Source organism: Brevundimonas vitisensis (genome assembly GCF_016656965.1).
Classification (GTDB): Bacteria; Pseudomonadota; Alphaproteobacteria; order Caulobacterales; family Caulobacteraceae; genus Brevundimonas; species Brevundimonas vitisensis.
The window spans coordinates 2,895,539-2,916,705 of the sequence record NZ_CP067977.1 but is presented as its reverse complement, the minus strand read 5'-3'; the positions used below and the strand labels follow the sequence as shown (position 1 = coordinate 2,916,705).

The 21,167-nt window shown below is 66.8% G+C and carries 21 protein-coding genes; 3 read left to right on the top strand and 18 right to left on the bottom strand.

Features of this window, described 5'->3' with window-relative positions:
* Positions 1-26: 26 nt before the first annotated feature.
* From JIP62_RS14750 to JIP62_RS14740, 3 genes are all read right to left on the bottom strand, one after another.
* Positions 27-959, bottom strand: a complete 933-nt coding sequence (locus JIP62_RS14750; protein WP_201102895.1) for a CPBP family intramembrane glutamic endopeptidase — start codon at positions 957-959, stop codon at positions 27-29.
* Between the two features lie 22 nt (positions 960-981).
* Entirely contained in the window at positions 982-1,866 is an 885-nt protein-coding gene (locus tag JIP62_RS14745; RefSeq protein WP_201102894.1) for a hypothetical protein, read from the bottom strand.
* A gap of 65 nt (positions 1,867-1,931) precedes the next feature.
* Positions 1,932-2,759, bottom strand: coding sequence for a hypothetical protein (locus JIP62_RS14740; protein WP_201102893.1), 828 nt, complete (start codon positions 2,757-2,759; stop codon positions 1,932-1,934).
* An 82-nt stretch (positions 2,760-2,841) separates the two neighbouring features.
* Between JIP62_RS14740 and trmFO the strand changes: the two genes are divergently transcribed.
* A complete protein-coding gene (trmFO, locus tag JIP62_RS14735; RefSeq protein ID WP_201102892.1) occupies positions 2,842-4,239 on the top strand; it encodes a methylenetetrahydrofolate--tRNA-(uracil(54)-C(5))-methyltransferase (FADH(2)-oxidizing) TrmFO in 1,398 nt (465 codons plus the stop codon).
* Between the two features lie 219 nt (positions 4,240-4,458).
* Positions 4,459-5,340, top strand: a complete 882-nt coding sequence (locus JIP62_RS14725; RefSeq protein ID WP_201102891.1) for an oxygenase MpaB family protein — start codon at positions 4,459-4,461, stop codon at positions 5,338-5,340.
* 3 nt (positions 5,341-5,343) lie between these two features.
* Here the strand turns inward: JIP62_RS14725 and JIP62_RS14720 are convergent, their stop codons facing one another.
* The 11 genes from JIP62_RS14720 to ileS all read right to left on the bottom strand — a co-directional run bounded on the left by JIP62_RS14720 (position 5,344) and on the right by ileS (position 17,276).
* Positions 5,344-5,979, bottom strand: a complete 636-nt coding sequence (locus JIP62_RS14720) for a squalene/phytoene synthase family protein (protein ID WP_201102890.1) — start codon at positions 5,977-5,979, stop codon at positions 5,344-5,346.
* Complete coding sequence (locus JIP62_RS14715; protein WP_201102889.1) at positions 5,972-6,592, bottom strand: hypothetical protein; 621 nt, start codon at positions 6,590-6,592, stop codon at positions 5,972-5,974. Before JIP62_RS14715 ends, JIP62_RS14720 begins: the two co-directional genes overlap by 8 nt.
* A gap of 83 nt (positions 6,593-6,675) precedes the next feature.
* Positions 6,676-7,665 carry a protein translocase subunit SecF gene (gene secF / locus JIP62_RS14710; protein WP_201102888.1) on the bottom strand — a complete coding sequence of 330 codons (990 nt, stop codon included), beginning with the start codon at positions 7,663-7,665 and terminating at the stop codon, positions 6,676-6,678.
* Positions 7,665-9,254, bottom strand: a complete 1,590-nt coding sequence (secD, locus tag JIP62_RS14705) for a protein translocase subunit SecD (RefSeq protein ID WP_201102887.1) — start codon at positions 9,252-9,254, stop codon at positions 7,665-7,667. The genes secF and secD overlap by 1 nt, the downstream gene beginning before the upstream one ends.
* A gap of 31 nt (positions 9,255-9,285) precedes the next feature.
* A complete protein-coding gene (gene yajC, locus JIP62_RS14700) occupies positions 9,286-9,651 on the bottom strand; it encodes a preprotein translocase subunit YajC (RefSeq protein ID WP_201102886.1) in 366 nt (121 codons plus the stop codon).
* A gap of 129 nt (positions 9,652-9,780) precedes the next feature.
* Complete coding sequence (locus JIP62_RS14695; protein WP_230974781.1) at positions 9,781-10,785, bottom strand: M23 family metallopeptidase; 1,005 nt, start codon at positions 10,783-10,785, stop codon at positions 9,781-9,783.
* 91 nt (positions 10,786-10,876) lie between these two features.
* Positions 10,877-11,527, bottom strand: a complete 651-nt coding sequence (locus JIP62_RS14690) for a protein-L-isoaspartate(D-aspartate) O-methyltransferase (protein WP_201102884.1) — start codon at positions 11,525-11,527, stop codon at positions 10,877-10,879.
* Positions 11,524-12,360: a 5'/3'-nucleotidase SurE gene (gene surE, locus JIP62_RS14685; protein WP_201102883.1), complete on the bottom strand. Its 837-nt coding sequence runs from the start codon at positions 12,358-12,360 to the stop codon at positions 11,524-11,526. The genes JIP62_RS14690 and surE overlap by 4 nt, the downstream gene beginning before the upstream one ends.
* Before the next feature lie 7 nt (positions 12,361-12,367).
* Positions 12,368-12,745, bottom strand: a complete 378-nt coding sequence (locus tag JIP62_RS14680) for a hypothetical protein (protein ID WP_201102882.1) — start codon at positions 12,743-12,745, stop codon at positions 12,368-12,370.
* Between the two features lie 3 nt (positions 12,746-12,748).
* Positions 12,749-14,125 carry a serine--tRNA ligase gene (serS, locus tag JIP62_RS14675; protein ID WP_201102881.1) on the bottom strand — a complete coding sequence of 459 codons (1,377 nt, stop codon included), beginning with the start codon at positions 14,123-14,125 and terminating at the stop codon, positions 12,749-12,751.
* Positions 14,126-14,354: 229 nt separating this feature from the next.
* Positions 14,355-17,276, bottom strand: a complete 2,922-nt coding sequence (gene ileS / locus JIP62_RS14670; RefSeq protein ID WP_201102880.1) for an isoleucine--tRNA ligase — start codon at positions 17,274-17,276, stop codon at positions 14,355-14,357.
* Positions 17,277-17,516: 240 nt separating this feature from the next.
* Between ileS and JIP62_RS14665 the strand changes: the two genes are divergently transcribed.
* Complete coding sequence (locus JIP62_RS14665) at positions 17,517-18,020, top strand: DUF3828 domain-containing protein (protein WP_201102879.1); 504 nt, start codon at positions 17,517-17,519, stop codon at positions 18,018-18,020.
* Here the strand turns inward: JIP62_RS14665 and JIP62_RS14660 are convergent.
* From JIP62_RS14660 to JIP62_RS14645, 4 genes are read right to left on the bottom strand one after another with little or no spacing between them, the layout of a single operon-like run.
* Positions 18,017-18,973, bottom strand: coding sequence for a bifunctional riboflavin kinase/FAD synthetase (locus tag JIP62_RS14660; protein WP_201102878.1), 957 nt, complete (start codon positions 18,971-18,973; stop codon positions 18,017-18,019). The two genes, JIP62_RS14665 and JIP62_RS14660, sit on opposite strands and share 4 nt — an antisense overlap.
* Positions 18,974-18,981: 8 nt before the next feature.
* Entirely contained in the window at positions 18,982-19,443 is a 462-nt protein-coding gene (locus tag JIP62_RS14655) for a MaoC family dehydratase (protein WP_201102877.1), read from the bottom strand.
* Positions 19,444-19,481: 38 nt separating this feature from the next.
* Positions 19,482-20,351, bottom strand: coding sequence for a TIGR01459 family HAD-type hydrolase (locus tag JIP62_RS14650; RefSeq protein WP_201102876.1), 870 nt, complete (start codon positions 20,349-20,351; stop codon positions 19,482-19,484).
* 39 nt (positions 20,352-20,390) lie between these two features.
* Positions 20,391-21,155, bottom strand: coding sequence for a tRNA1(Val) (adenine(37)-N6)-methyltransferase (locus JIP62_RS14645; RefSeq protein WP_230974780.1), 765 nt, complete (start codon positions 21,153-21,155; stop codon positions 20,391-20,393).
* Between the last annotated feature and the right edge of the window lie 12 nt (positions 21,156-21,167).

Sequence of the window (21,167 nt, the reverse complement as noted above, 5' to 3'; positions counted from 1 at the left end):
TCCTCCCCCGCATCGCGGGGGAGTGATCAGGCCAGATCGGCTTCCACCGGGTGACCCTTGGTCCGAAACCGCACGGCCAGCACGACCGAACCGATCAGCAGGACGGCCGTGGTCACGACGCTGGCCTCGGGCCCGAAGGTGGCCCCCGTAACCCACCAGGGCACAGCCTGGGTGGTGGCAAGGTCGGTGATCAGGGGCGAGGTGTTGATCACCTGACCGGAGACTTCCAGACCGAAACCCAGTCCCAGCAGCCAGTTCCAGGCCGCATGCCAGCCACACACGCCCCAGATCGACCCCTCGCGCGCGGCATAGAGGCTGATGAAGACGCCGAACAAGGCGATGTTGACCAGGCCCAGAGCCAGTTCGCGCGACGGCTCGATGTTGCCGCCGTGAAGCAGGCCGAAAACCAGGGAGTTGATCACGATGGCCAGCACCAGCCCATGGCGCGAAGCGACCAGCTGCATCAGCCAGCCGCGCATGATGATCTCTTCGGTCGACCCCTGGATGATGAAGCCGAACAGCAGGATCGCGATGGGCAGAAGGGCCGCGCCGACGGCGGCCGTGGTGAAGGCCCCGCCCGCCTCGATCGTATAGCCGCCCATCGCCCAGATGATGCCGACGAAACCGCCCAGGAAGGCCAGACCGATCAGGAAGCCCCGCCCGAACCGCATGGCCCAGCGGCCATTCAGCCCAATCGTGGCCAGTGAGCGCCGCTCGAACAAAACCGTCCAGGCCATGGTCAGGGCCGACCCGGCCCCGAAACAGAAGACCAGTGTATAGGCCATCTGCTGCCAGCTGCTCATCGTTCCGCTGGGGTCGATGAAGCCGGTGGCCATGGCCGGGATGATGCCCAGTATCTGGCCCAGGAAGACGAAGACCACGGCCAGAACCACAGCGGCTGCCGTCCACGTCCGCCGATGGTTTGCCTTGCGCGGGGCGTAGAGTTCGATGCCAGCCATTCGGTGTCTCCTAAAACGGGGCTCAGCCCGCCTTGATGTCCCGATAGGCGGCGGAGAACGGCGCATAGATGACAGCCAGTTGCAGTGACGACATCACGGCCTGAACCAGGATCGAAACCGCCAGTGCCGGGCCCACCGCCGCGAGGATTTCAGGCAGGGTCATACCTTCCAGAGCCGTCCAGTCATTCATGGCCCCAACCGTCATCGTCAGGGGTAGGAAAATCAGACTGCCCAGCAGACTGACCACTACGGTCATGACAAAGGCGATGATGGCCATGCCGATGATGGGCCAGGTGCGGCCCTTGGTCAGACCCCACGAGTCAAAAATGGCGATCCGCTTTTCCGCCACGGTGATGGGGACGGCCAGGCTAAACCTTGCTGACAGCCACGCCATCAGGACCAGTCCGCCAATCGTTGCCGCAACGCCGACCAGAAGCAGCATCGGCATTTGCGCTGCTGCTGCGAAACCGAACACGGCGCCCACCAGCCCGAACACCAGCGCGGAGACGACGATGCTGAGGATCGTCAAAACCAGGGTGACGACCGCTGTGCGGACCTCGTCCATGCCGAGGCGCATGTAACCGAAAGCGTCCGACTGGGGCGAAACGACCGAGCGCACGATCGCGGCATTCATTACGGCACCGAAGATGATACCCAGCGGAAAGACGATCGGCATGATGGAGCCATAGGCCGCCCACATTGGCTGGAAATCGGTCATGTCCGGGGGCCCGCTCGACGCCTGTAGCGTCTGCATCGCCACCATCAGATTGACGAGCTGAGGAGCGATCAGCGCAAAGCCCACCGCCATCACCAGCAAATAGGACAATCCCCACCATACCAGGGCGAGCGGCTTGCGCCGCACGACCCGAAAGCCCTCAAATGCAGCCTCGGTTGCCGAGAATCCCATAGTCGCCTCCCAATCCCTCGACGCAGGCTAACGCACGGCCCAGCGCGCCGTCAGCGTAAATCGCGTTAATGTTTGAATCCGGGCTCTTCCGGCGTCCAGTATTCCAGCTGCCGATAGGCTCCGCACAGGCTGCCGACGGCGAACGGAGCCCATATCCAGGGCAGCAGGATCGCGATCAACAGCCGCGAAAGGGGGGACGGCACGACGCCTTCCAGAACGATCAGGCCCAGGATCACCGGTCCCGCCGCCAAAACGATCAGCAGCCCGAACAGGGGCCAGCCGCTGCCGGTCGCGATGGCCATACTGTCCAGCGACACGGTGCGTCCCCGACCGACGCTGGCCGCCGCGAAGAGCGACAGCCGGGTCAGCAGCAGGACCGGAACCGCCACGATGCCGAGGGTGAAGATGGCCAGCACCGCCTGTTTCCAGACCGGCCCCACCGCTGACCAGTCCCGCGCCTGGATCGCGGCAGCGTTCAGTTCGGCGATACCGAAGACGGCCAGCGTCATCAGCCCCAGAACAACCGCGATCAGACCCAGGAAGATGGCGATCAGCACGGTGGCCCAGATGATACGCAGTTCGGCGGCGCCGACCTGGAACCCCGCCGCCCCCAGACCGAGCGCCCGCGCGTCTTTCAGGCTTTGGCCGACCCCCAGACGAAGAAGAGCACCCACCGCAACCAGCGCCGTCAAGGACAGGCCCAGCCCGTGCAGGGCGCCGACTGCCCCCTCCATCGGCACGATCAGAGGCGCAGCAAACATCAGGGTCCAGAAGGCCAGAATGCCCCAGGCCCCCTGCGCGGCGCGCGGGATCGAGGCCCCGCCCTCGGCCAGGGCCCGGATTGGATTCAGCCTGCGTTGATCAGCCCGGTCCCGGACCATGCGCGCCCCCATGTCGCAGCAATCTTTACGGCCGGGAGGCTTCGCTCGCCAGTCCGTTGCTGACGAAGACGCAATGCGTGGCTAGAAAGCCGCGATGATCCCCTCACCCGCGAAGATTTCACCCATTCACGTCATTGGCGGCGGCCTGGCCGGTTCAGAAGCCGCCTGGCAGGCCGCCGAGGCCGGCGTTCCCGTGATCCTGCATGAGATGCGGGGCGTCCCCGGCGTAAAGACCGACGCCCATCATACCGATGGCCTGGCCGAACTGGTCTGTTCCAACTCCTTCCGCTCCGACGACTGGGAATACAATGCCGTCGGACTGCTTCATGCCGAGATGCGGGCGCTGGGCTCCGTCATAATGGCCAGCGCAGACATCAATCAGGTGCCGGCTGGCGGAGCCCTTGCCGTGGACCGCGACGCCTTTTCCCAGGCCGTGACCGCCCGGCTGGAGGCGCACCCGCTGATTACCGTCGTGCGCGAAGAGATCGCGGGCCTGCCGCCGGCGGACTGGGACAATGTCATCGTCGCGACCGGGCCGCTGACCTCCGCAGCCCTGGCCGACGCAATCCTGGGCCTGACGGACGAGGAAAGCCTGTCCTTCTTCGATGCCATCGCCCCGATCGTGCACGCCGACAGCATCGACTTCGACATCGCCTGGCGGCAATCCCGCTATGACAAGGAGGGGCCCGGCGGGGACGCCGCCGCCTACGTCAACTGTCCGATGGACAGGGCCCAGTACGACGCCTTCATCGATGCCCTGCTCAGCGGGCCCAAGGCCGAGTTCAAGGAATGGGAGAACGTCCCCTATTTCGACGGCTGCCTGCCGATCGAGGTCATGGCCGAGCGGGGCCGAGAGACCCTGCGCCACGGCCCCATGAAGCCCGTCGGCCTGACCAATCCGCGCGACCCGATGGTCAAGGCCCATGCAATCGTCCAGCTGCGTCAGGACAATGCGCTGGGCACCCTGTTCAACATCGTCGGCTTTCAGACCAAGCTGAAGCACGGTGCCCAGGCCGAGGTGTTCCGCATGATCCCCGGCCTACAGAACGCCCAGTTCGCGCGCCTGGGTGGCCTGCATCGCAACACCTATCTGAACAGTCCGAAGCTGCTGGACCGGCAGCTTCGGCTGAAGGCCATGCCGCGCCTGCGCTTTGCTGGCCAGGTGACGGGCGTGGAGGGCTATGTTGAGAGCGCGGCCATGGGCCTGTTGGCCGGACGACTGGCCGCCGCCGAGCGTCTGGGTCAGCCGCTTGATGCCCCGCCGCCCGAGACCGCACTGGGTGCCCTGGTCGAGCACATCACCGGCGGACATCTGGAGGGGTCCAAGTTCCAGCCGATGAACATCAACTATGGCCTGCTGCCGCCCCTGCCCGCGCCCAAGGTGGACGAGGCGGGCGTCAAGATTCCGATGAAGGAACGCGGCCGCGCCAAGAAGCGGCTGATGAGCCTGCGGGCAGTCGAGGCTCTGAACACCTGGCGGGGGGCAGCCTGATGCCCGGGTCGGAGGGTGAACTGGAGCGGCTGACGGCACGCCGGGTGACCCTGATCTATCGCCTGGACCTGATCGCCAAGGGAGCCCGGTTGACCTAAGACGACGGCTCGCCTGTCGATATGGCATCGGAGAAGGCGCGGCTGGAAGACGAGGTCGCCCGCCTGGACCGCAAGATCGCGGTCCTGGGCCCCGCCGCAGGGCAGGCCTGAAATCGCTGCCATGACCCATCCGCTGGAGTTCGCAAAGCGCGCCATCCGCCAGAGGATCAATGAGATCTTCAACGACTATGAGCGGGGTGAGCGTCCGGCTCTGCGGCGCGCGGACGCCCTGTTCGCGACGGACTCCATCGCCTGGCGGGTCAATGGCGACATCGTCACGATGATGATCGGCGGGGTGTCAGGTCTCCTGCTGCAGATGCTGCATCCGGCGGTGCTGGCGGGCGTCTGGGACCATTCGGACTTTCGCGCGGACATGCATGGCCGGCTGCGTCGCACCGCCAAATTCATCGCTGTGACGACCTATGACCACGCCTCGTCAGGACAGGCGGCCATCGAACGGGTGAGACGCATTCACGATCGGCTGGGTGGCACCCTGCCGGACGGCACGACCTATCGCGTCAGTGACCCGGCGCTGCTGGCCTGGGTGCATGTGACCGAGATCACCAGCTTTCTGGATGCCTGGGTCCGGTATGGCGACCCGGCGATGTCCGGGGCCGATCAGGACGCCTATATCGCCGAGATGGCCCGCATCGGCCTGGCCCTGGGGGCTGATCCTGTGCCGTACGACCGGGCCGGGGCCCAGGCCCTGATCCAGTTGATGCGCCCTGGTCTGAGGGCCGATGCCCGGACGAAGGAGGTCGCGGCCCTGGTCATGGGCCAGAAGATCGACGGACTGGCCGAGACCGCCGCCTCGAAGATCATCATGCGGGCGGGGGCCGATCTGCTGCCGGATTGGGCGCGGCAGATGCATGGCCTGCCTGCCGCCTCCCCCCTTGTCGTGGCCGGGGCCCATGCCATGGCGCGGACCCTGTCCTGGACCTACGACGGGTCGCCGAACCGCCAGGTCTGGCCGGACGAGGTCACGGCCTGGCCTCAGGGCTGATCGTCAGATCTGGCCTCTCAGCGTGGCCCAGGTCAGGCGCAGGCGCTTGACCGCTTCGGGCGCATCGGGACGCAGAAGGGCCGCGTGAGCCACGGCGGGAAATGCAGCGATGGGCAAGGCTTTCAGGGCCGCATTGGCGGATGACCGCAAGGCGTGCGCCTCTTCCAGGCGTCCCGTCTGAGACAGACCACGCACCCGCCCGGCCGTCACTGCGGCTTCGCCGTGGCCCGGTCCCGCCAGGACGTGGATCGCCGCCTGCATCGGACCGACATAGAAGGCATTCAGATCGTGGGGCATGTCGTGGATGCGTCCGACATGGGCCTCGATCAGCCGGTCGAAGACGCCACGATCCAGGCCGTGACGGGTCGCGACGTCGGTCAGGGCTTCCAGCACGGGATGTCCCCGCCTGGGCTCGGCCGCGAAGACGCCGTCCATCTGGTCGCGCCACCAGACGTAACGCATCTCGGCCAGCAGGGGCTGGGTGACGCGCGCCGGTATGGCCATCAGCTCGGCCTCGAACGCATAGAGGGCGATCAGGTCGGCGCGCGCCTGCGGGTTCGAAACGAACCGGCTGGACAGCCAGCGATCCGGGTCGGCGCGGCGGACCTGTGCGTCCAGAGTGTCTTCGGGATCAGCCAAACAGCGTCTGGTACATGGCCATGGACGCCAGCATGGGCAGGCTGAGGAGCAGGTTGGTGCGGCTGCCCAGCATCGCGATACGCGCCGCCTTGGCCTTCACATCGTCCTCAGCCGGGACGATGCCCAGGGCCCGCTTCTGGTTCGGCCAGATGATGCCCCAGACGTTCAGGAACATGACGATCGCCAGCCAGACGCCGACGCCCAGCAGGGTGAAGCCTTGATCGCCCTCGACCAGACCACCGGCGAAGCCGAAACTCATCACCTCGGCCGCATAGGCGTGGCCCCGGGTGAACATCACGGCCAGACCGAAGACAACGGTCGCCAGGGCGGCCCAGCGGAACCAGAACAGAGCCTCGGGCGCGATATGCTTGCCGACGGCCGGCTTCAGCTCGGCGGGGATGTTCGGCATCACCCGGATCTGGACGAAGTTGAAGTAGTACAGCAGGCCGATCCACAGGATGCCCGACACGACGTGACCCCAGCGGAAGGTCGCCTGCCAGAAGCCCAGGTCAAAGCCGCCCGGCGCAATCCGGCCAAAAGCGAAGATCATCACACCGGCCAGCACCAGGCTGAGGATGATCGTAGCGCGGAAGTTCGAAAGCAGCTTGCCCATGGTCCAGCCCTCCCCAGAGCGTCGATTCGTCTATGAAGCTTCACTATAGCCCTCCCTCCCCGTCATGGGGAGGGAGATAGAGTTTACGGCCGGGACGCCATGCCCAGCTTGATCGGCTTGGCATCCTCGACAGCGGCTCCCCGCTTGACGCCCCACAACAGGATGATCGGCGCACCGACATAGATCGATGAATAGGTGCCGATGATGATCCCGAACATCAGGGCGATCGAGAAGCCGAACAGAGCCTCTCCACCGAAGATAGCCAGAGCCGCCAGCACCATGACGGCCGTGATGCCGGTGATGATGGTCCGGGTCAGAGTTTCGTTGATCGACAGGTCGATGACCTCGCGCAGCGGCATGGTCTTGTACTTGCGCAGGTTCTCGCGAAGGCGGTCGAACACCACGACCGTGTCGTTCATCGAATACCCGATGACCGTCAGGATGGCGGCGACCATGTTCAGGCTGAATTCCAGCCGCATCAGCACGATCAGTCCGAACACCAGAATCACGTCGTGCAGCAGCCCGACCACGGCGCCAAAGCCGAACTGCGGCTCGAACCGGAACCAGATGTAGGCGAACATCAGTACGATGGCGCTGCCCAGGGCCAGAAGCCCGGACATGAACAGCTCACCCGAGACCTTGGAACCCACCACCGCCACGCCGGAATAGGTCACCTCGCCAACGGCCTGGCTGATGGCGGTCTCGACCTGCTGAACGACGGCCGTCTGATCGCGGCCCTCCGGAATCTGGAAACGCAGAACAGCGGTGGAGCCGTCATCGACCTGGCTGCCCAGGCGCGCAATGCCCTGCACCTGCACATCGCCCAGCCCCAGTTCACCGACCGCCGAGCGGGTGGCTTCCAGATCCAGGACCTGACCGGCGGGCTTGGCGACCTCCATCGAGGCCCCGCCCCGGAAGTCGATGCCCATGTTCAGGCCGGGATAGAAGACGCCCACGAGCGAGGCGATCACCAGCACCACCGAGAGGCCGGCGAAGTATTTTGCGAAGTCCACGAACCGCAGGTTCGTCTTGACCGGCAACAGTTTGATCAGGGGCCATCCACGCATCGCCATCACTCCGCGATCGGCAGTTTTTTGGGCTTGGCGACTTTCAGCCACCAGGCCAGACCCACCTGTGCGACCAGAACGGCCGACAGCATGGAGGTGAAGACGCCGATGGTCAGCGTCCAGGCAAAGCCCCGCACCGGGCCCGCGCCGAAGGCAAACATGATCAACGCCGCGACCAGGGTGGTCAGGTTGGCGTCGACGATGGTGCCCATGGCCTTGTTGAAGCCGGCGTCCAGCGAGGCGATGACCGAGCGTCCGGCTCGTGCCTCGTCCCGCATCCGCTCATAGATCAGCACGTTGGCGTCCACCGCCACGGCGAAGGTCAGGATCAGACCGGCGATCCCGGGAAGGGTCAGCGTCGCCTGAGTCAGCGACATGGCTGCGATGATCAAGAGGCCGTTCAGCAACAGGCCGATCACCGAGATGCCGCCGAACAGGAAACCGTAGGCCAGCAGCATGAAGGCCACGATGATGAAAAAGCCGATCGCGGTCGAAATGCCACCCGCGGCGACCGCGTCGGCACCCAGCTCGGCCGTCACGGTCCGGCGCTCGATCACGTTCAGAGGCGCAGGCAGGGCCCCCCCGTTCAGCAGATTCACGAACTCGGACGCCGACTGGATCGAATAGTTGCCGGTGATCTGACCGCTGCCGCCCGTGATCGCGCTCTGAATCGTCGGCGCAGAGATCACCCGCCCGTCCAGGATGATGGCGAACTGTTTGCCGATATTGGCGGCCGTCGTCTCGCCGAACCGGCGCGAGCCGATGCCGTCGAAGCGGAAGTCGATGGCCGTACGGCCCGTTTCGTCGCTGCCGACACGCGCACTGGTCAGGTTTTCACCCGACACCAGGACGCGGCGCTTGACGACATAAGGCAGGCCCTCGGCGTCATACAGCAACTCCGCGTCCGGGGGCACGATGCCCGCAACGGCGCTTTCGACCGAAGCGGTTTCATCGACCATCTGGAAGGTCAGCTGCGCCGTCTGGCCGATGACCCGTTCCAGCTGGGCCGGATCGCTTTCGCCGGGTGCCTGCACCACGATGCGTGTGGCTCCCTGACGGGTGATGGAGGGTTCGCGGGTGCCGAGGCTGTCGATCCGGCGGCGGACGACCTCGATCGACTGATCGACCGCGGTCGCGCCCATGCCGTTGATCGCCTGATCGGTGAAGGCCAGACGGATGCGATTACCGGACAGTCGCGTCACCTGACGCTCGGCAACGCCGGAGCTGTCGGGCTGGGCCAGCACGCGCAGGGCGGTCAGCGCGGCGTCCATCTGGGCCGGGTCGGCCACGCTGACGACCACACCACGATCGTCCGGCACGAAACCGGTGGTCGCAATGCGCGCCTCGCGCAGTGTCAGCCGGGCATCTTCGGTCGTGTTGACGATGCGCTTGGCGCGCATCTCGGCCACGTCGACCTCGAGCAGCAGGTAGGACCCGCCCTGAAGATCCAGACCCAGGTTCAGGGTGTTCTTGGGCAGCCAACCCGGCAAGGCCGCACGCTGGGCGGGGCTCAGCAGGTTCGGATAGGCGAACAGCACGCCGAATGCGAGCGACAGGACGAGAAGGATGACCTTCCAGCGCGACAGATGGATCATGGCGGAGACTTCCGGGGCCCGCAGGCCGAACTCAGACCTTGGCGCGGGTCGACTTGGCGCGGGTGGCGGCGGGCTTGACCTGCGACGGCGAGTCGTTGGCGGCCACGGCGGTGCGGTTGCGCACGTCGCTGATCATGGCCTTGATCACGGCGACATTCACGCCCTGTGCGATCTCGACCATGGCCTTGTCGTCCTCGACGCGGGTGACCTTGCCGATCATGCCGTTGGACAGGGTGACCTCGTCGCCGCGCTTGATCGCGGAAATCAGGGCCGCGTGCTCCTTGGCCCGCTTCTGCTGCGGACGGATCAGCAGGAAATAGAACAGCACAAAGATGCCGACGAAGGGCAACAGTTGCATGGCGATCGCGGCGATGCCGCCGTCAGGAGTGGCTGTCATTCTTCTTCCCCGGCACGGACGCACCCGTGCGCCCTGCCCTTCTAAAACGAGGCGCGGAAACTAGGGTGCGCCGCCCGTGATTGCAACGCGGCCCCATAATTCTCCCTTCCCTTCATGGGAGGGAGCAGCCTACCTGGGCAAAAGCGTCAGGGGATCGATCGCGCTGGGCTCGTCGCCGCGCATGCGCCAGACCTCGTAGTGGATCGACGGACGGCCATCGCCGGCGGTCAGGCCAACCGTGCCGATCGACTGGCCGGCGCGAACGTCGTCGCCATCGCGCACCGTGGCAGAGCCCAGGTGGCCATAGACGGTACGCCATCCGTCGCGGTGCACCACCAGCACAGTCAGTCCCTGACCTGCCAGATCGTCGCCCACATAGCCGACGCGCCCGGCGGCAGAGGCCCGGACCTCGGCCCCGGCGGGCGCTCCGATATTGATGCCGTTGTTGCGCTCGCCCAGGCCGACGGGGCCGAAACGGCGAAGGATGTCGCCGCGCACGGGCCAGTCCAGGGCAACCGTCGTCGCGGCGGAGCCATTGGGCCGGGCGGGCGGGGGCGAGGCGGGATTGCCCGAGGGAGGCGGCGGCGGGGGCGGCGGCGGAGCCCCCCGGTTGGGCACCAGAACTCCGGTCGGCGACGGGCCGGTGGCATAGGGGTCCGAGCCGGTGTCGACGGCGGTATCGGGCAGGATGATGCGCTGACCGGGCGACAGGGCTGCGCGGGGCCCCAGGGCATTCAGGTCGATCAACGTCTGGACCGGGGTCTGGAACCGTCGTCCGACCCCCGAAATGGTGTCACCGGGCTGGATCACATAGGCGGCACCGGTGATCGTCGAAGCCGGCCGCGAGGGTGGCGGCGGCGCATCTTCCAGGGACGGCAAGGCCCCGCCCTCGACTACGCCGACGGGCGCGGTCAGCGGCGGTGGGACCTCGTTGGCCGGATTGGTCGGGCCGACCACGCCCTCACCATAGGGGACCGGTGCCGGTGCCGGTGCTGGCGGAGCGGCGGGACGAGCCGGTTGGCGATCGGCATAGATCGAATAACGCGGCTCGGACGGATAGCTGGCGCAGGCGGCGGCGGTCAGGGCGACAGCCGCAATCACCATCCCCTTCATCCAGCGTTCGATCTCGACCATGCGGCCCTCCTGAAGTGTCATGACTGTTGGCTACGCCCGCTGCCGAACCAACCCGGCAAACGGCGCGAAAGTGGGGCGACGCGCGATCGCATCAAGCATTACCCTCCTTCGCCGTGCCCTCCACCAGCGGAACGAAGCGCACCTCCGCCAGGCTCTCGCGGCGGAATGAACCGTCCAGTTGTCCGGTATAGCGGTGCAGCATCTGGACCGAGGTGCGGCCGACGGGGGCCACCAGTATGCCGCCGGGCTTGAGTTGCTTCAGCAGTTCGGTGGGCTCCCCGGGCGAGGCGGCCGTGACCATGATGCGGTCGAACGGTGCCTGGTCGCGCCACCCCAGGCCTCCGTCGCCATGGCGGGTGATGACATTGTCGATGCCCAGCAGCCGCAGCTTGCCCTCAGCCTCTGTCAGCAGGGAGCGGTATCGTTCAACCGAATACACATAGCGGGCCAGCCGGCTGAGGACCGCGCACTGATATCCGCTGCCGGTGCCGATCTCCAGCACGCGGTGGCGGGGCTGGACGTCCAGCGCCTGGGTCATCAGGCCGACGATATAGGGCTGGCTGATCGTCTGGGCACAGTCGATGGGCAGGGCCTGATCCTCCCAGGCCTGATCCAGGAATTTCTCGTGCACGAAGACCGCGCGGTCGATCGATTCCATGGCCGCCAGCACGCGCGGGTCGGTGACCCCCTGTTGCCGCAAACCCAGGATCAACCGCCCGGCCCGATCGTCGCGCAGGTTCATTCCGCAGCCACCACCGCCTTCGGCGGCACCCCGCCCAGGACGCCTTTCAGGTCGTGCAGACTGGCCATGTGGGTCAGATCGATGTGCAGCGGCGTGACGGAGATCTTGCCGTCGTCCATGGCCCGCAGGTCCGTGCCCGGCGCGTGATCCTGTTTCGTGCCGCGAAAGCTCATCCAGTAGTAGTCGCGGCCGCGCAGGTCGGTGCGGCGCACGGCGTGCATCTCGCCCTGATTGCGGAAGCCCTGACGCGTGACCTCGATCTCGGTGACCTGATCCACAGAGCGAGCGGGAAAGTTCAGGTTCATGACCACGCCGGGCTGCCAGTCCTGGGCCAGCAGGCGGCTGATGATGGCGGGAGCATAGGCCTCGGCCGTTTCCCAGTGGGCCGTGACCTCGTCGTGGAACCGCTCCAGCGACTGGCTCAGCGCGATGGAGCGGATGCCGAAGGCCATGCCCTGCAAGGCCCCCGCCACCGTGCCGGAATACGAGCAGTCCTCGCCGACATTGTGCCCCCGGTTGACCCCCGACAGCACCAGGTCCGGCCGATGCTCGGCCATCAGGTCGTTGACGGCCAGGACGACGCAGTCGGTCGGCGTTCCGGTCACGGCAAAGCGCCGATCGTCGAACCGCTTGATCCGCAAGGGTTCCGTCAGGGTGATCCCCCGCCCCTTGCCCGACTGCTCCTCCTGGGGCGCAACGACCCAGATTTCATCGGGGCTGTCGTGCCCGGTGCGACTTGAGGCCGAAGCGTCGAGAAGCGCCTGCGCGATCCGCTCCAGACAGGCCAGGCCCTCGGCCTCGATCCCGTCGTCGTTGGTCAGGAGAATACGCATCAGACCTCTAGGCGACCGGCTTCATGTCGTCGGCCAGGATGACGACGGCCCCGCCGCAGTCATTGCGGATGACCGATCCCTCATGCTCGATCCGGGCACCGGACTGGTTGGCCGACCAGGGCGTGGTGCGGCCGGTGACCTGGACCTTGGTACCGGACAGTTCGCGGTACTGGCGCTGTTCGTCGCGCGGCAGGGCCCCGGACAGGCAGGGGCGAGAGAACGGCTGCAGCACCTGGTTCTCGTTGGCGTAAAGCTGGAACTCGTCCGACGTGAAACGAACCCAGCCGGTCCATTCGGAGCCGTTCGGATCGAAAGTGGCAACGGGTGCGGTGGCACAGGCCGACAGGGCAGCGGACGCAGCGGCGATCAGGATCAGGTTACGCATGGCTCAGGCTCCGACATGGGTGAGGCCACCCATATAGGGCAGCAATGCAGACGGAACGGCGATGCGCCCGTCCTGATCCTGATAGTTCTCCATGATCGCGACCAGGGTGCGACCGACGGCCAGGCCGGAGCCGTTCAGGGTGTGGACGAACTCGGGCTTGCCCTCTTTGGGCTTGAAGCGGGCGTCCATGCGGCGGGCCTGGAAGTCGCCGCAGTTGGAGACGCTGCTGATCTCGCGATAGGTGCCCTGGCTGGGCAGCCAGACCTCCAGGTCGAAGGTCTTCCTGGCCGAAAAGCCCATGTCGCCCTTGCACAGCAGCATCCGGCGATAGGGCAGTTCCAGCCGTTGCAGCACGACCTCGGCGCAGGTGGTCATGCGCTCGTGTTCCTCGTCGGATTTGTCCGGCGTGGTGATGGAGACCAGCTCGACCTTGTGGAACTGATGCTGGCGGATCAGGCCGCGCGTATCGCGCCCCGCCGACCCCGCCTCGGCCCGGAAACAGGGCGTCAGGGCAGTCAGGCGCAGGGGCAGTTCCTCCTCCGGCGTGATCTGCTCGCGCACGAGGTTTGTCAGGGAGACTTCGGCGGTGGGGATGAGCCAGCGGCGATCGTCGAAAACTTGGTCGATGAACTCATCGACCTGTCCGGCGATGTCATCGTCTCGCTCAATGCCACGCACATTGTCGATTGCGTCAGCAGGAAAACTCACAGCCTGAAAGAGGTCTTCGGCAAACTTCGGCAGCTGCCCTGTGCCGAACATCGCCTCGTCGCGGACGAGGTAGGGCGGATTGACCTCCAGATAACCGTGCTCGGTCGTCTGAAGGTCCAGCATGAACTGGCCGATGGCGCGTTCCAGACGGGCCAGGCCGCCCTTCAGCACGGCAAAGCGTGCCCCGCTCATCCGGGCCGCCGCCTCGAAATCCAAGAGCTTCATCGCCTCGCCCAGGTCGGCGTGGTCCTTGGCCGGGCCGGTGCGGCGCGGTTCGCCCCAGATCGAGACCTGGACATTGGCGTCCTCGTCCTCGCCGTCCGGCACATCGGCGGCGGCCAGGTTCTTCTGCGCGGCCAGCAGATCGCGCAGCTCGCGGGCCTTGGCGGTCTCGATCTCGCCCTGGGCGGCGATCTCGCCCTTCAGGGTTTCGACCTCGGCCTTCAGGCGGTCGGCCTCGGCCATGTCCTTGCGGCCCATGGCGGCGCCGATCAGCTTGGACGTCGCATTGCGCCGGCTCAGCGCCTCCTGCCCCGCCGTCTGGGCCGCCCGCAGTTCCACATCCAGCGCCAGCAGCCGCGCGACCAGGTCGGCCGCATCGGCCACCCCGCGCGCCGACCATCCGGCGACATAGGCGTCGGGTGTCTCTCGGATGGCCTTGATATCGTGCATGGGTGGTCTTCGGCGCAGGCTTCGGGGGAAGCCGCATGCTCTAGCGCCCCCCGGGGAGTCGGGCAAACCCCTCCCCCAGCCCGCGCTGCGGAAAGGCCCCCTCCACCGCTCCGCAGTCCCCCTCCCCGTCAAGGATGGGGAGGAGACGTGCACCGCCTGTCTCCTCCCTGCGCCGCAGGCGTGGGGAGGTGGCGCGGCGCGGCTGCGCGCCGTGACGGAGGGGGCTGTCTCAGCTCGCCCGCTGGCTGTCCCACCACCGCACGGCGTCGGCGTCGCGGGCGCTGAGGTCCGGGTAGGCCGGGTCGGAGCCGACGTCGGGGACACGGCGCCAGGAGCGGGCGCATTTGGGGTGGTCTGCCAGGTCGATGCGAACGGTGACGGCATCGCCGCCTCCGATCATCTCGACGCCCGAGGTGCGGAACACCTCGGCGGCATCCAGGCCGTCGAAGGCGGCCAGGGCCTCATCCGATCCGGTCACGGTCGGCCAAGCGTCCAGGGCCCCGCCGATGGTCTTTTCGCGGCGGGCCGCTTCCAGGGCATCATTGACGACTTCCAGCACCGACTGGACCTTCGCCCACCGCGCCGCCTCGGCCGCATTCGCCCACTGCGCAGGCGTCTCGGGGATCACCCGGGCGCAGTTGGAGCCGCCTTCCGGGAACCGCGTTCCCCAGGCCTCTTCCATCGTGAACGGCGTCAGCGGGGCCAGCCAGGCGGTCAGGCGCAGGAAGACGGCATCCATCACTGTGCGGGCAGCACGCCTGCGGATCGCATCGGGGCGGTCGCAGTACAGGCTGTCCTTCCTGATATCGAAATACAGGGCCGACAGGTCCCCGGCGCAGAACTCCAGCACCGGACGGACCACATCCTGGAACCGATACTCGGCATAGGCGGTGCGCACCTGGCCATCCAGTTCCCACAGACGGTGCAGGATGAACTGCTCCAGCGGCGGCATCTCGGCATAATCGATCCGCTCCGCCTCGTCGAAGTCGCTGAGCGCACCCAGCAGATAGCGGACGGTGTTGCGCAGCTTCCTATAGGCATCGACCGTGGTCTGCAGGATCTGCTTTCCGATCCGCTGGTCCTCGGCATAGTCCACCAGCGCGACCCACAGGCGCAGGATGTCGGCCCCGCTTTCCTTGATGACCGTGGCTGGATCGACCGTGTTGCCCTTGGACTTGGACATCTTCTCGCCGTTCTCGTCCTGGGTGAACCCATGGGTGAGAACCGCCCGATAGGGCGCGCGGCCGCGCGTGCCCGATCCCTCCAACAGGTTGGACTGGAACCAGCCGCGATGCTGGTCCGACCCTTCCAGATAAAGGTCCGCCGGCCAGTGCGAGGGCCGGTCGCCGGTGTAGCCGTGAGCCGGATCGCGCGGCTCCAGCGCAAAAGCGTGGGTGCAGCCGGAATCGAACCACACGTCCAGGATGTCGGTGATTTTCTCGTATTTGGCCGGGTCGTGCAGGCCCAGGAAGTCGGCGTCGGGCCGGTCGAACCAGGCGTCGGCCCCGCCTTCCTTCACCGCCGCCAGGATGCGGGCGTCCACGTCGGGGTCATGCAGCGGCTGACCGGTCTGCTTGTCGACGAACATGGCCAGCGGCGTACCCCAGGCGCGCTGCCGGCTGATCAGCCAGTCGGGGCGGCCCTCGACCATAGAGCGGATGCGGTTGCGCCCGGCTGCCGGATGGAAGGCGGTGGCGTCGATGGCATTCAGGGCCGTTTCACGCAGGGTGTCGCCCGACTTCAGCGTCGCATCCATGCGGATGAACCACTGGGGCGTATTGCGGAAGATGACCGGCGCACGCGAGCGCCAGCTGTGCGGATAGGAATGCTCCAGCCGGCCGCGGGCCAACAGATTGCCCGCCTCGATCAGCTTCTCCATGACCGCGCCGTTGGCGGGACCGAACTTGCCGGTCTTCTTGCCCTCGGTCTCCAGCACCTTGAGGCCGGCGAACAGGGGGACGTGATCGTAATAGGCACCGTCGGGATCGACCGTGTCCGGCACCTCGTGATGGCCGTGCGCCTTCCACACCTCATAGTCGTCGGCACCGTGGCCGGGGGCGGTGTGGACAAAGCCCGTGCCCGCATCGTCCGTGACGTGGTCGCCGGACAGCAGAGGCACCGAAAAGCCAAAGCCCGGCGACAGGGCCGCCAACGGATGGGCACATTCCAGGCCGGAGGGATCGATGGCGTCGATCCGGGTCCAGGTCGCGATCTTGGCTGCCTTGAAGACGTCCTCGGCCAGCTTGTCGGCGACGATCAGCCGGTCGCCCGGCTTGGCCCAGGGCTCGAACTCCAACCCCTGCTCCATCGACTGGACCTCATACAGGCCATAGGCGATCTCGGGGCCATAGCTGATCGCCCGGTTGGCCGGGATGGTCCAGGGCGTGGTGGTCCAGATCACGATCGACGGATTGGCATGGCGGAAGGCCAACAGGTCGTCGGGATGGCTGTCGGTTGCGCCGGTCACCGGGAACTTCACCCAGACTGTGGGCGAGACATGGTCGTGATATTCGATCTCGGCATCGGCCAGGGCCGTGCGCTCGACCGGCGACCACATGACGGGCTTGGACCCGCGATACAGCTGGCCGCTGTTCTTGAACTTGTGGAACTCGGCCACGATGGCGGCCTCGGTGCCGAAGTCCATGGTGGCATAGCGGTTGTCCCAGTCGCCCAGGATGCCCAGACGCGCGAACTGGGCCTTCTGCACCTCGATCCAGCCCGCCGCGTATTCGCGGCAGGCGGCGCGGAACTCGGCCTTGGACACCTCGTCCTTGCGGCGGCCCTTGGCGCGATACTGCTCCTCGATCTTCCACTCGATCGGCAGACCGTGGCAGTCCCAGCCCGGCACGAAATCGACGTCGTGACCCAGCAGGAAGCGGCTGCGGACGACGAAGTCCTTCAGCGTCTTGTTCAGTGCGTGGCCGATGTGGATGTCGCCGTTGGCATAGGGCGGACCATCGTGCAGCACGAACAGCGGTGCCCCTTGTGCCTGACGCGCCTTGCGCAGGTCGCCGTACAGGTCACCCCAGGCCTCAATGATCGCCGGCTCCTTTTGCGGCAGGCCGCCGCGCATCGGAAACGGCGTCTCAGGCAGGAAAACGGTCTCGCGATAGTCGCGGCCGGAAGCGGGGGAATCGGAGGCGTCGGCCATGTTCAGTCGTCCAGGCGTGTCTTGGGTGATCGTTCGCGAATGGGTGTTTCGATCCCGGCGAGCGCGGAGCCAGAGGCCCTGCGGCGCTACGCCGGGCGGCTAATCGAAATCGGGCGAAACACGCGGACGGTCATGTTGACGGCGGTTTAGCAGAGGCCTGCGGCCCTGCACAGTCAGGTCTCGACAGCATCCTCGCGGCCCCTTCCGGTTCAGGATGCCGCCCTCATCCGGAGTGACACCATGAGCCTCACCCTGTCGTTTGCTCTTGTCCTGTTTTCTCAGGACCCGGTCGGCTGCGAACGTCTGCCGCACGAAACCTATGCCAGCCAGGCACAGTTCGAGGTCAGCTGTTTTGTGCGCTGGATCTACAGCCCCGGCACCCTGGAAACCCTGACGCCCCTGGGTCGCGATGCCCCCGACCTGTTCTCACGCTCTGCACTGGACGCGATGGACAACGCTCGATCGCGAAGCGCGAACGGCCATCATCCGGCGTTCGAGGCCGACCCCGTGTGCCAGTGTCAGGATTCGGCCGGTCTGCGCCTGATCTCCTTGACGGTGCCGGAAGCCTCCGCACAAAGGGCTGTGGCCCATGTCGTGTTCGACTTCGGTCGCGGCGGCGGTGTGACGGGACCGGAAGACCACATCAATCAGACGCTGATTCTGACAAAGGAAGACGGCGAATGGCGGATCGATGATTTGATCGCCCGTGGCTCCAGCTTCCGCGCCGCTCTGGCCCAGGACTAGAGCGTCGCTGGCATGGCCGCGAGCGCGGACCGGGCCTGGCGGGCGTCCGCATCGATCTGAACCTTCAGCGCATCGAGGCCGTCGAAGTTCATCTCGCCGCGCAGAAAGGCCACCAGCTCGGTCTCGATCGTCTGGCCATACAGATCGCCGGCGAAGTCGAAGAGCCAGACCTCCAGCAGAGGTTCGGGCGCCTGGAACATCGGGCGGACACCCAGATTGGCGACCCCGTCGATCACCCGCCCGTCGGCCAGGCGGCTGCGCGTGGCATAGACCCCATAGGCGGGCCGCATATAGTCGCCCATCCGCACATTGGCCGTGGGTACACCAATGGTCCGGCCGCGCTTGTCGCCGTGGACCACTTCGCCCTCTATGGCGAAGGGGCGGCCGAGGATGGTCTGGGCGCGGGTCATGTCCCCTGCCTTGAGCGCCTCGCGGACGGCGCTGGACGAGAGCTTGAGCCCGTCCGGGTCATCGATTCGCGGGGTCACCGAGACGCTGAAACCGGCCTCGGCGCCGTAACGGGCCAGGGCCTCGGGTGAACCCGAGCGGCCCTTGCCAAATGTGAAGTCGAAGCCAACGGCCGCGTGACGGATGCCAAGACCTGCCCCAAGCACCTCCCGAGCGAAGGCCTCGTCGGTCATGCTCGCCATCTCGGCGTCGAATGCCAGCAGATACAGCCGCTCGACACCCAGCGGAGCCAGGGCGCGCGCCAGCTGGCCGGACTTCATCAGGCGAAAGGGCGCCGCGTCCGGCTGGAACCAGCGTCGCGGATGCGGATCGAAGCTGACCACGGCCAAGGGAGCCGCAAGACGGGCCGCGGCCTCGCGCGCAGAGGTGATCACCGCCTGGTGGCCACGATGAACACCGTCAAAGGCCCCCACTGCGACGGCGGCGTGCCGCAGGCTGTCGGGCAAATCCCGAAAGCCGCGGATGATCTGGACCGTCTCGGTCACTGCGGCTGTCAGCCCTTTTGCGGGCGACGCCGGCGCGGCACCCGGACCACGGCCACCCCGTCCATGATCTTCTTGCCCGCAACGAAGCCCTCGCAGTTCAGCTCGACCCGCGCGCTGTCCTGATCGACGCTGATGACGGTGATGCGGACATCGACGTCGTCGCCGATCCGGACCGGCAGGTGAAAGCCCAGGGTCTGGGAGATGTAGATCGATCCCGCGCCCGGCAGAATGGTGCCAACCACGGCCGAGCCAAAGGAGGCCGACAGCAAGCCATGCGCGATCCGGCCGCGATAGGCCGTCTTTGATGCGAAGGCCTCGTCCAGATGCACGGGATTGAAATCGTCGGAAGCCTCGGCGAACAGCCGGATGCGTTCTTCGGTGACATGGACGGTCTTGTCCGCCGCCATGCCCACACGGAGTTCGTCCAGAATATATCCGCCGGACGGATGAGCGGTGACCAGTTCGACCATGGGCCGGTGTTAGCCCCTGTCGAATGAATTGGCGAGCCTTACCAACCCAGGTCCAGCGCGGCGTATCGGGCGCGTGTCGTTTCTGCCGCCAACAGGCCCGCAGCGCGCACAGGATCCAGACCTCCATTGGACGCGCGCGCGGCATCGCCATGAATGCCCTGAGCGATGAACAGGCAGTCCAGCCCCTGCGCCTCTGCCCCCAGAACGTCAGTCACCACGCCGTCGCCGATGCACAGGACGCGAGAGCGATCCACGCCGCGGCCCAGCAGGCGCTCGGCCTCGGCCAGGGCCAGGTCATAGATCGGGGCGAACGGCTTGCCCGCCATCGTCACCCGCCCGCCCATGGATTCGTACAGGTCTGCTAGCGAGCCGGCGCAATAGATCAGGCGATCGCCGCGCTGGACCACCCGGTCGGGGTTGGCGCAGATCATCTCCAGGTTTCGCTCGACCGCCGGCCGGAAGCGTTCGCGATAATCTTCGGGCGTCTCCACCTCATCGTCGTCAGGGCCGGTCACACTGATGAAGGCGGCGTCCTCGGGGCCGGTGGCGATTTCCAGGCCGAGGCCCTCATAGAGCGGCTGGTCGCGATCGGGACCGATCAGCCAAGCCGGTCCGGGTGCGCGCTTGGCCAGCTCCATCCGCGTCGCATCGCCCGAGGTGACGATGGTGCGCCAGGCATCTCGGGGGACGCCCAGGCCGTCCATCTGGCCGATCACGCCATCGGCAGGACGGGGCGAGTTGGAGATCAGCACGACGTGGCCGCCCTGGCGGTTGAACCGGCTGAGGGCGTCGCAGGGGCCCGGCCAGCTTTCGCGTCCGTTGTGGATCACCCCCCAGACATCGCACAGCAGGATGTCATAGTCGGCGGCGACGGCCGACAGGCGGGGCAGAGGCTGAGGTAGGGTCATGGCGGACCTATATCGCGCTGCCCCTCGCCGTAACAGTCGTTACCAGCCCAAAGCCGCCTCGCCGCGCAGGATGGCCTCGGCCTGCAGCGTATGCTTGGCCCCGCTGCGGTCGTGCAGGACCAGGGCGGGCAACAGGCGCAAGGGGGCCCGGCCGGAACGCACCGCCTGGACCAGCACCCGCTTGGCCGGTTCGTCGGCAAAAGACTGAACGGGCCGGATGGCGAACGACCCGCACCGGGCGCCCAGAAGCGTCAGAATGTCCGCCAGCCGGTCGGCACGGTGGATCACGACGATCCGCCCGCCGTCGCGAACGGCCGCCGTCAGGAAATCGGTCCAGGCCGCCAGACCGTCGTCCGCTATCCAGGCCCCGCGCTTGGCCAGTGCCGGTGCGCGCAAGGCCCCCGGGTCGTCGAAATAGGGCGGGTTGGCGATGGCCCAATCGAAAGCTGGACGCTCCAGGGCTCGGAAACCCGCCGCGACGTCCCCCCTCACGATACTGGCCCGGTCCCCGAACCCGTTGATGTCGAGGTTCTGGCGCGCCAGATCGGCCGCGGCGGGATCGCGCTCAACTCCCATCAGGTGCACCGCCGGACATCGGGCTGCGACCTGGGTCAGCACCCCACCGACGCCGCAGCCCGCCTCGATCACCCGAGTCCCAGGTTTGGCCTCCACTGCAGCCGCCAGCAGGGCCGCATCCATGCCAGCCCGATAGCCCCCGATGGCTTGGCGCAGCCGGATGCGTCCGCCCAGAACCGTGTTCTCGGCGATGCCCTGCTGTCCGTTGCCGTCGGCTGCGACGGTCACGCGCCTTGACCC

Excerpts from the sequence above, each read along its gene's own strand:
- JIP62_RS14750 (WP_201102895.1), bottom strand. The coding sequence starts at position 959 with ATGGCTGGCATCGAACTCTACGCCCCGCGCAAGGCAAACCATCGGCGG.
- JIP62_RS14745 (WP_201102894.1), bottom strand. The coding sequence starts at position 1,866 with ATGGGATTCTCGGCAACCGAGGCTGCATTTGAGGGCTTTCGGGTCGTG.
- JIP62_RS14740 (WP_201102893.1), bottom strand. The coding sequence starts at position 2,759 with ATGGGGGCGCGCATGGTCCGGGACCGGGCTGATCAACGCAGGCTGAAT.
- trmFO (WP_201102892.1), top strand. The coding sequence starts at position 2,842 with ATGATCCCCTCACCCGCGAAGATTTCACCCATTCACGTCATTGGCGGC.
- JIP62_RS14725 (WP_201102891.1), top strand. The coding sequence starts at position 4,459 with ATGACCCATCCGCTGGAGTTCGCAAAGCGCGCCATCCGCCAGAGGATC.
- JIP62_RS14715 (WP_201102889.1), bottom strand. The coding sequence starts at position 6,592 with ATGGGCAAGCTGCTTTCGAACTTCCGCGCTACGATCATCCTCAGCCTG.
- secF (WP_201102888.1), bottom strand. The coding sequence starts at position 7,665 with ATGGCGATGCGTGGATGGCCCCTGATCAAACTGTTGCCGGTCAAGACG.
- secD (WP_201102887.1), bottom strand. The coding sequence starts at position 9,254 with ATGATCCATCTGTCGCGCTGGAAGGTCATCCTTCTCGTCCTGTCGCTC.
- yajC (WP_201102886.1), bottom strand. The coding sequence starts at position 9,651 with ATGACAGCCACTCCTGACGGCGGCATCGCCGCGATCGCCATGCAACTG.
- JIP62_RS14695 (WP_230974781.1), bottom strand. The coding sequence starts at position 10,785 with ATGGTCGAGATCGAACGCTGGATGAAGGGGATGGTGATTGCGGCTGTC.
- JIP62_RS14690 (WP_201102884.1), bottom strand. The coding sequence starts at position 11,527 with ATGAACCTGCGCGACGATCGGGCCGGGCGGTTGATCCTGGGTTTGCGG.
- surE (WP_201102883.1), bottom strand. The coding sequence starts at position 12,360 with ATGCGTATTCTCCTGACCAACGACGACGGGATCGAGGCCGAGGGCCTG.
- JIP62_RS14680 (WP_201102882.1), bottom strand. The coding sequence starts at position 12,745 with ATGCGTAACCTGATCCTGATCGCCGCTGCGTCCGCTGCCCTGTCGGCC.
- serS (WP_201102881.1), bottom strand. The coding sequence starts at position 14,125 with ATGCACGATATCAAGGCCATCCGAGAGACACCCGACGCCTATGTCGCC.
- ileS (WP_201102880.1), bottom strand. The coding sequence starts at position 17,276 with ATGGCCGACGCCTCCGATTCCCCCGCTTCCGGCCGCGACTATCGCGAG.
- JIP62_RS14665 (WP_201102879.1), top strand. The coding sequence starts at position 17,517 with ATGAGCCTCACCCTGTCGTTTGCTCTTGTCCTGTTTTCTCAGGACCCG.
- JIP62_RS14655 (WP_201102877.1), bottom strand. The coding sequence starts at position 19,443 with ATGGTCGAACTGGTCACCGCTCATCCGTCCGGCGGATATATTCTGGAC.
- JIP62_RS14650 (WP_201102876.1), bottom strand. The coding sequence starts at position 20,351 with ATGACCCTACCTCAGCCTCTGCCCCGCCTGTCGGCCGTCGCCGCCGAC.